The 9,286-nt window shown below is 46.3% G+C and carries 5 protein-coding genes; 1 reads left to right on the top strand and 4 read right to left on the bottom strand.

Annotation, left to right across the window (positions count from 1 at the left end; translation table 11 throughout):
• Window positions 1-165: 165 nt before the first annotated feature.
• Window positions 166-288, bottom strand: a complete 123-nt coding sequence (locus HWQ41_RS26700; RefSeq protein ID WP_292769895.1) for a hypothetical protein — start codon at window positions 286-288, stop codon at window positions 166-168.
• Window positions 289-484: 196 nt separating this feature from the next.
• On the opposite strand from HWQ41_RS26700, the gene HWQ41_RS26695 reads away from it, so the two are divergent.
• The gene (locus tag HWQ41_RS26695; protein WP_292769893.1) at window positions 485-2,473 is read left to right on the top strand and encodes a S8 family serine peptidase; all 1,989 of its coding nucleotides are present in this window, start codon (window positions 485-487) and stop codon (window positions 2,471-2,473) included.
• Between the two features lie 151 nt (window positions 2,474-2,624).
• Here the strand turns inward: HWQ41_RS26695 and HWQ41_RS26690 are convergent, their stop codons facing one another.
• The 3 genes from HWQ41_RS26690 to HWQ41_RS26680 form a co-directional block, all read right to left on the bottom strand.
• Complete coding sequence (locus HWQ41_RS26690) at window positions 2,625-4,319, bottom strand: alpha/beta hydrolase (protein WP_292769891.1); 1,695 nt, start codon at window positions 4,317-4,319, stop codon at window positions 2,625-2,627.
• A 193-nt stretch (window positions 4,320-4,512) separates the two neighbouring features.
• On the bottom strand, window positions 4,513-7,746 hold the full coding sequence (locus HWQ41_RS26685) for an efflux RND transporter permease subunit (protein WP_292769889.1): 3,234 nt from the start codon (window positions 7,744-7,746) through the stop codon (window positions 4,513-4,515).
• A 329-nt stretch (window positions 7,747-8,075) separates the two neighbouring features.
• On the bottom strand, window positions 8,076-9,286 hold a 1,211-nt coding region (locus HWQ41_RS26680), incomplete at its 5' end, for an efflux RND transporter periplasmic adaptor subunit (protein ID WP_292769887.1).

The following is a 9,286-nucleotide window of genomic DNA, read 5'->3' as shown; positions in this document are numbered from 1 at the left end:
CTACAAAGTATTTAGCGATCGCTCTCTGGAGAAAAACTTTTTGGTTTACTGATGATATTACATCAGCTTTTTGGCGGTGCTAAATCAAGATATGAATAATTTTGTGCAATACAAATGGTAGAGGCGCACAGATGTCATGCGTGTTAACTTAAGCCAAAACCCTTTTCAAACCTCGTTTCCAGCCTCTGGCTGGAAATGCTGCTCATTGCGACTGTGCCGCAAGTCTTGAGGCGGAACCTCAATCAGGGGTGTTCCCAATTGGCGACTGGGAACAAGGTAATGTTTCAAAGCATTCTCGCTTACTAACTTTCTGTTTAAGCTGTATTTTTTTAATGCTGTAATACACAATAACACATGAGATAAAAGGCATCTATAAACTAAACCTAAGTGCAAAACGCACGCTGCGGGAATACAACGCATGATGCCGTTTTTTCAATGCCCAATGCCCAATGCCCAATTGTCAAGACATTTAGGAGATTAAATTATGGTTCAGGTTCGCTATGGTGGACAGAACGGCCAACAGTATGAACTTGCGATCAGTAACGAACACGTTGTAGTGCGTACCGAAAGCCGCAGTACTCTTGTTGGTGCAAGACCGTTTGAAGCCGCACCTGTGTCACCCACAGCTCGTAGCATCCTTAATCAATTCGAGTTAGTAACGCGGTTTCGGCAAGCGGGTGTGGAAATTCTGCAAGCGAAAGTTCCGATTCAGGGTGTGGCTTTACGCGATCGCGCCCGTGAAATTCTCAACCAAGAGTCTGAAGTCCAATTTGCCGGACGTGTTCTTGTCGATCCAATATCCAGACAACCTGTAGTTTACACCGAAAACCTCTTCGTTAAATTCAATAACGAAGAAGAGTCAAGGGTCTGCCAAGAGGTCTTAGGACGTTACAGCTTAACAATTAAACGCCAACTTGAATATTCACAAAATGCTTACTTTGTCAATGCTCCGGCAAATACTGGTATAGCCGTCTTTGACATCGCCGAGAGACTTCTGAATGAGGAATCAGTAGAATTGTGCCATCCTGAACTAGCGCGTGAATCACGCCAACGTCAGGTTTTCTCGCAGCAGTGGCACTTAAAGCAAATAACAATTAATGGTAAAGTAATTAACGCTCATGCCAACGTTGAGGCAGCTTGGAAGTTAAGCGATGGCACAGGGGCGATTATTGCAATTATCGACGACGGTGTGGATCTTGAGCATGAAGAGTTCCGTTCTTCTGGAAAAATTGTTGCCCCGCATGATGTCACACGTAAAACTAACAATCCCAGACCGGGAAACGACGATAACCACGGGACGGGCTGTGCAGGAGTTGCTTGTGCAAACGGCAATTTTGGGGCATCTGGTGTGGCACCGGGTGCAAAGCTGATGCCGATTCGTTTAGCTTCGGCGCTGGGGTCGCAGGATGAAGCAGATGCTTTTATTTGGGCGGCTCAAAATGGTGCTGATGTCATTTCTTGTAGCTGGGGACCAGCAGATGGGGTTTGGTTTGAGCCAAACGATCCTGCACACAACCAGAAAATACCTCTGCCTGACTCTACACGACTTGCTATAGATTTTGCAATCAATAAAGGACGCAACGGCAAGGGCTGTGTAATTTTATTCGCGGCTGGCAATGGTAATGAAAGCGTGGATAATGATGGCTACGCCAGCTACCAAAAGGTGATTGCTGTGGCTGCTTGTAACGATTTTGGGACGAGAAGCGCTTACAGTGACTTTGGTCAGGCGGTGTGGTGCGCCTTTCCCAGCAACAATGGCGACAGTTCTCAAACCACTGGAATTTGGACAACCGATCGCTCTGGTGTACTTGGTTATAATTCGGGTAATCGGAATCTGGGTGAAGCCGCAGGTAACTACACAAACGAATTCGGCGGAACTTCCAGTTCTTGTCCAGGTGCAGCTGGTGTAGCAGCCTTGATTATTGCCAGAAACCCAAATCTGCGTTGGGATGAAGTACGAGACATTATTAAACGCTCCAGCGATCGCATTGATCAAGCTGGAGGTAAATATGATACCAATGGTCGCAGCCCCTTCTACGGTTACGGTCGAATCAATGCTCTCAAAGCTGTAGAATTGGCCAATCCAGATCAAACAGCGCCCATTAGCATATTCAAAGCAGTGCAAGATATCCCGATTAACGATTTGCAGATATCAACATTATCGTTGGCGATCGCTAATACCAGCCTGATGAAATCCATCAAAGTTAATGTAGACATCGAGCATACTTTTATTGGTGATCTTGTAGTTACTCTCTTTCCCCCAGTGCAAATAGGCATACTTCCGATCATTCTGCACGATCGCCAAGGTGGAGGTACAGATAATATCAAAACAACCTATGACGAGGTAAATACCCTTAAACTTGCTGCCTTTAAAGGTAAAAGTCCCCAAGGAACCTGGACTCTGGAAGTTGCAGATAAAGCTGACGCAGATACAGGAAAAATTCGCAGCTTCACCATTGAAATCAGATTTTAACCCAATATCGAAAACAACAATCGCTTTTGCAGAAGTTGGTTGAGTCATGGGGTAGAGAGGAAAAGAGTTTTATAGAACCCATTTGATATCTTTTAGGCGAACAAGTAGATGTGTAAGTCCTAAAATTAAAGAATACTTAATTATTTAATTCTCATTTCTGACGAACTAATTCTTGGGGAAATCCTGGTGGTAGCGACCTGACGAAATAGACCTTGACTGGTTCATCCCGATTTGAGTTTTTCATATAAGATGTACTGAGAAAAGGACGATATTCAGTCTGGTGAGCAAGATATACTTTCATGAAAGCTGTACTAAAAGCCTGAAAATGAATGCGTCCCAATTCTGGGTCACGTCCAGAGAAACCAGAGAAACGGTTAGAAGATGGTAAAACTACGCTACTCACACCAGCAATCAAATCAGTATGAGTCCCTTTGTCCCCAACGCCCAAATACTTTTCTTTGGTAGTCAACCAGGAAAATGCTTGTATTTGTTCCAACAAGACGGGAGTAAGCGTGTCTGAGGCTCCACCAGCAATGACTACAGGAATTTCGATTCGGCTCAGACCTGCTTGCCCAAGAAGACTACTCGTGACTGGATTGAGAGCAATCACAGCTTTGACTCGGCGATCGCGTAAATCTAGGTTGCTTAAGTTTTGTTGTATCTGTTCATAATCAGGAGAATTTTTTCCCAGTGCTAAAGCACGACACTGCAACAACAACGAAACATTGACCGGATCAGATTCAGATTTACAATTTTTGTGCAACTGATTAATATTGATGCGTGCGCCAGCTAAGACTAAGGCTGTGTAACCACCAAAAGATTGTCCAATCACACCGACTTGTTGAACGTTGATTTTTCCTTGTAGCCAGGGATCAGATGTTGAACGCTGTTCTAATTGATCGAGTATAAAAGTTACGTCTAAAGGTCGGTCAATTAATTCTGTGTCTGCAAATACTTGTTGGCTTTTCCCTGTGAGTAATGCTTCCATTTGGAGAGAATCACTACCAGGATGCTGAGGAACAACAACAGCAAATCCATAGGATGCTAAATTTTCTGCCAAGTAAGCAAAGCTATCGCGATCGGAACCTAGTCCATGAGAAATGACTACAACTGGTGCGGATGATTGACTTTCAGGTAAATAGATATCGGTTTGAATGACTCTAGTTTTAATACTTCCAGTCAGGGATTTACGATTAGTATCCACAAACGCGATCGCTTTTTTCTGCCAAGAAAACGATCCTGACTTGTTGTATAGTTCCGGTAATTTTGAGATATTTATAGGTGGTTCAGTCGATGCTTCTGTAGTAGACTGTTGATCAATTACAGAGAGAGCTTGATTTGTCTCCTTTTTCAGAGTGGAGAGTTTATTCATCAGTGCCAAAAGATTTTCAGTGTTAATCCGAATATTCTGTGAAGGGAAGTAGCGCATCGTATTCAGTAGTGTTAATCCCCCTGGATCAGCCGCAGCTAAAATCAACGCTGCACGAATTGCATAAAAACCGTTTTGTCCTGAATCTGTTTGAATCAATTCACCCGCAGACTTTAACATAGATTCTCCAATTTCTGAATAAAGAAATTGAGAGACTGCTACGGGACTTAATTTTTGTTTTTCAGTCAAAACCTGACGCAGTTGAGCAACATCCTCTGGTTTGAGGCGCTTTGTATATGATGCTAGTTGACTGCTAATTTTACCTTCTTGAGCATAAGTTTTTAAATCAGTAACAGGAAGAGAAAATTCTAAAAGACTGTAAGAAAATTTTATTTGTTCAGCACCGAGAGCTGGCATCATTCCCATACTCAACAGCCCGATAGTGATACCGACCCAAGAAGGAATTTTAAGTTTCATAGCATCGTGTAAATGAGTAATTTGAGTGAGACTCGTGTCTTATAAAGCACGGGCAGTACTTGTATAGAAATGGTATTGGAAGTCAAGCTTGAGAGCGATCGCATCCTAATCGCTTTCAAGAAACAAACTAGAAGGAAAAAGGATTTGACTTGTTTGTTTCATTCGTAGGCTATGGTGCGCCACTCTCAATCTATTAAGCAGGGGCATCTCCCTGAAACTTTACGGCTGTTCCTTGAACCTTTCCATTAGAAGAGGCTAATTCCCCAGTTGGAGTAGGTTCAGGCGATTGGGGTGGCTTAGGAGGTTTACCTTTAGAGGCAAAGTCTGTGAGGTTTTTGACCACCACGTAAAGGACAGGCACCAGCAGCAGACTCATGATGACGGAGACCAATAAGCCGCCAAACACCGCTGTACCGAGCGACGTCCGGCTGGCTGCACCAGCCCCGGATGACAGTACTAGGGGAAGGAACCCACACAGGGCGGCAATTGTGGTCATTAAAATGGGGCGGAGTCGTTGTTCAACTGCATGGAGTGCAGCCTGGGCGATGGTCATTCCTTTCTCCCGCGATTGATTGGCAAATTCTACAATCAAAATCGCGTTCTTACTCGCCAAACCGATCAACATCACCAACGCCACCTGACAGTACAAATCGTTGACCAAGCCGCGCACTGAGACGAATAACAGAGCGCCTAAAATTGCAAACGGTACGGTCAGTAGGATGATGATTGGGTCGATGTAATTTTCGTACTGGGCTGCCAAGATGAGAAACACAGCCACGATACCAAGACCAAAGATCAGAATCGTTTGTCCGCCAGACTTGGCTTCTTCTCTGGAAATCCCTGTCCAATCGTAACCCAAACCGGGCTGGTCAATTTCCTTAAAGGTCTGTTGCATCGCCGCAATTGCTTGCCCAGAACTATAACCTGGGGCAGCAGTGCCTTGAATCTTGATTGAGCGGAATAAGTTGAAGTGGCTGATCGTTTGCGGCCCTGTAATCGGAGTCACTTTGGCGACTTCATTCAGTAGCACCAGATTACCACCTCTGGAACGGACATTAATTTGACCAATATTGTCTGGAGAGTTCCGAAACTGTTCATCTGCTTGGATGTATACGCGGTAGCTGCGCTGGGAAAAGGTAAAATCGTTGACATACTGCCCACCCATGTAAGCGCCCAGAGTATTCATTGCCTGACTAAAATCGACATCGAGGGCTTCTAAGCGATCGCGGTCAATGTTAATCTGGTACTGGGGAGTGCTGGCGGTGAATTGAGTGAACACTTTAAGCAATGCAGGATTCTTATTGGCTTTGGCAATCAACTGTTGCGCGATCGCTAAAAATTGATCGATACTCAGTTGTCCGTTGGTGCGGTCTTGCAGCTGAAATTCAAAGCCGCCCGTCACGCCATAGCCAGAGACGGCGGGTAGGTTGGAGGCGAAGATCATTGCATCCTGATTTTGGGCGAAGATGCCATTCAGCCGTTGCACGATCGCCTTAACTGTATGTTTTTCACCCTGGCGCTCTTTCCACTCTTTCAGGTTAAAGAAAAACGTCCCCTGATTGGGTCCATTGCCGTTTAGACCAAAGCCGCCAATGACCAGAGACGCTGCCATCTCCGGCACTTCTTTTTGCAGGGTTTGATAGACAGTCTGCGTCACTTTTTCGGTGGAGGCGAGGGAGACACCATCGGGAGCCTGAATCAGACCGACGATAATACCTTGATCCTCATCTGGCACAAATCCACTGGGGACGGACATATAGATAAATACTGTAGCAGCCAGTCCGAGGATAAATAGCCCCACTACGAACATGCGGACGCGGATCAGGAATTTGCTCAGACGCTCGTATTGCTCCAGCACCCAGCTAAAGCCCCGGTTGAACTGACGAAAGAACCAGCCCAGTGGACCTCGCCCTTCACCCTCGGTATGATGCAGGAAAAGTCCCGACATACTGGGGGTGAAACTCAGGGCATTGAATAAAGAAATGCCGATGGAGAAGATAATGATGAGTGCGAACTGCCGATACATGATGCCGGTCGCGCCCGGAAAAAAGGACACCGGGATAAATACCGCCATCAACACCAAGGAGGTAGCAATCACCGCCCCTGAAAGCTCCCCCATCGCCTCAAAAGCAGCTTGCCGTCGGTCTAAGCCTTGTTCCATCTTGGCAGCAATCCCCTCGACAACGATGATCGCATCGTCTACCACCAAACCCGTTGCCAGTACCAATCCAAACATAGTCAACGTGTTGAGCGAGAAGCCCAGGACATAAGCAAACCCCAATGCACCAATCAAGGATACAGGAACAGCGATCGCCGGAATGATCGTCGCCCGCCAATCTTGCAAAAAGATGAAAATCACCAGCACCACTAGGGCGATCGCTTCCATCAGCGTTTTCACCACTTCTTCAATTGAGACTTCCACAAACTTGGTGGTGTCGTAGCAAATGACGGCTTTCAAACCGGGGGGAAAGTTTTTCTCTAACTCTGCAATTTGGGCTTCCACGGCTTTGGCAGTATCCAGCGCATTGCTGCCCGGAAGTTGATAGATCAACATCGCAGCGCCCGGTTTGCCTTGTACTAGTGCCGAAGTTGTATAGTCCTGCGCTCCTAACTCGGCTCGTCCCACATCCTTGAGTTTAACCAGCGTCCCGTCGGTTTGGGCTTTAATCACCAGGTTCTCGAATTCCTTGACATCTTTTAATCTACTATTGATGCGTAGCGGGAAATTCGACTTCTGATTTGCCTTGGTGGGCGCTTGACCGATTGACCCTGCCCCCACCTGAACATTCTGAGAAGTTAGCGCACTGCTGACATCCGTTGCCGTCAAGCCCCGACTGGCTAAAGCGTTGGGGTCAAGCCACAGCCGCATTGCATATTGGCGTTCCCCAACCAGTCTGGTATCTCCCACACCAGGGACGCGCTTGATGGCATCGGTGATGTACAGGTCAACATAGTTACTCAAAAAGATGTTGTCGTACTCGCTATTTTCAGCATAGAAGCCATAAACTAGCAGAATGCTGTTAGAACGTGCTAGGGTGGTCAGTCCAGTTTGCCGCACAGACTCAGGTAAGGTCGGTTCGGCGATCGCGGCTCGATTCTGGACGTTAACTTGGTTAATGTTACGGTTACTCGTTGGGTCAAACTGAGTCGAAATCGTGCTGGAGCCGTCATTACCACTGGTTGAAGTCATGTACTGCATCCCCTCAACCCCGTTTACTTGCCGCTCAACCAAGGTTGATACGGTATCTTCAACAGTTTGGGCATCTGCGCCAATATAGACGCTGCTAGTTTGCACCTGAATCGGCGCAATTTCCGGTAAGCTGTTAATCGGCAGCAAGGGAATACAGATGCCACCGACTAGTAAGATCAGCAGGGTGCAAACCGTTGATAAGACAGGTCGCTTGATAAAGGTGTCTGCGATCGACATGATGATTATACGATTTTAGATTTGGGATTTTAGATTTGGGATTGAGAAAGTCCTAAGAGGATGTTTGAAGAGTGGTTGGCTGTGATTTTAATCGAATTATTACCCCCTTAATCCCCCCTTATAAAGGGGGGAAACAATAAAATCCGGTTCCCTCCCCTTTATAAGAATTTCGTTATATTCAGATTGATCAATACACACTTGGGAAACAATAAGATCCGGTTCCCTCCCCTTTATAAGGGGAGGGTTAGGGTGGGGTAAAAAATATTTGACACATTAATCATGACTTTTCAAACATCCTCTAATTACGAATTACAAATTGGTATTAACTTCTAAGGTTGTGGTTGAACGGGTACGCCATCGCGCAGTTTGAGAATGTTAGATACCGCTAGGCGATCGCCTGGTTTAATTCCCTCTAAAATCGGATAGCGATCGCTTTGCACCTCACCCAACTTCACAGGTTTTTGATGCACAACGAATTGCGGCTTTTCCTTGGACTTATCTTCTTCCACCACCTTTTTCTTTGACTTGTTTTCTTCCACCACATAGACAAAACTCTGTCCACCAATGCGATTCACCACTTGAATCGGAATCAAAATCCCCGCCTGCTGGCTCCAGATAATTCGGGCGCGGACATATTGCCCATCCCGCAATTTGCCGTTTGAATTAGCAAATCGAGCTTTCACTAAAATAGATTGGGCAGATGTATTCACTTGCGGCGCAATAAAGTTAATACTGCCAGTGGTTAAACGCTTACCCGTGTTGGTATCCAGTAGCTCTACAGGTAATCCTCGACGCAATTGGGCAGCATTGTTGGACGGTACCAAAATTCGCATATCCAGGAGATCGTTTTTGGTAATTGTGGTCAAGTTGCCGCCAATATTCACATAATCGCCCACTTTGACGGAGAAATCGCCAACAATACCATCAAGTGGTGCAACCACCTGCTTCTGGTTTAGATTTACTTGACTTGAGGCAACTTGAGCCTGGGCTTGCTGGACGTTTGATACTGCCTGATTGACACTTGCTTGGCCTGCATTTACCTGCTTTTTAGCAGCATTTAGGGTGGCGATCGCTGCATCTAGTTTGTTTTTAGCAATATCGAGTTCTTGTCGCGCCTGTGCGCCTTCAGTTACAAGCACCTTGGTTCGCTGGAACTGCACTTGCTGTAATTTCACATCTGCGGCGGCTTTAACTTGATCGGCTCGTTTCCCTTCCAGCTGTGCCTGGGCAGTTGTTACAGCCGCCCGATTCGAGTTAACCGTAGCAATGGCGCTGGAGACATTGGCTGTAGTTTGATCCAAACTTAAAGACAGAATCGGCGTTCCCTTGGTGACGCGATCGCCACTGGCTACAAATATGCGATCGATTCGCCCCTGAGTTTGCGGCTGAAGCGAAACGCGCTCCTGGGCTTCTAATGTGCCGACAAACTCAGAGGTAGATTGAACTTGACTCGATTCGACAGTTTGCACCTTAACCGCGAGAGGCGGTGCTTGTGGTGGCGGGGCTTCTCGCTTGCCTAACAATCGCCAAGCCACAAAGC

The sequence above is a fragment of the Nostoc sp. NOS(2021) genome (assembly GCF_017115025.1).
GTDB lineage: Bacteria > Cyanobacteriota > Cyanobacteriia > Cyanobacteriales > Nostocaceae > Nostoc.
The sequence above is the reverse complement of the archived record's forward strand: the minus strand, read 5'-3'. Positions and strand labels throughout refer to the sequence as shown.

Coding starts and splice junctions, on each gene's coding strand:
- HWQ41_RS26690 (WP_292769891.1), bottom strand. CDS start 4,319: ATGAAACTTAAAATTCCTTCTTGGGTCGGTATCACTATCGGGCTGTTG.
- HWQ41_RS26685 (WP_292769889.1), bottom strand. CDS start 7,746: ATGTCGATCGCAGACACCTTTATCAAGCGACCTGTCTTATCAACGGTT.
- HWQ41_RS26695 (WP_292769893.1), top strand. CDS start 485: ATGGTTCAGGTTCGCTATGGTGGACAGAACGGCCAACAGTATGAACTT.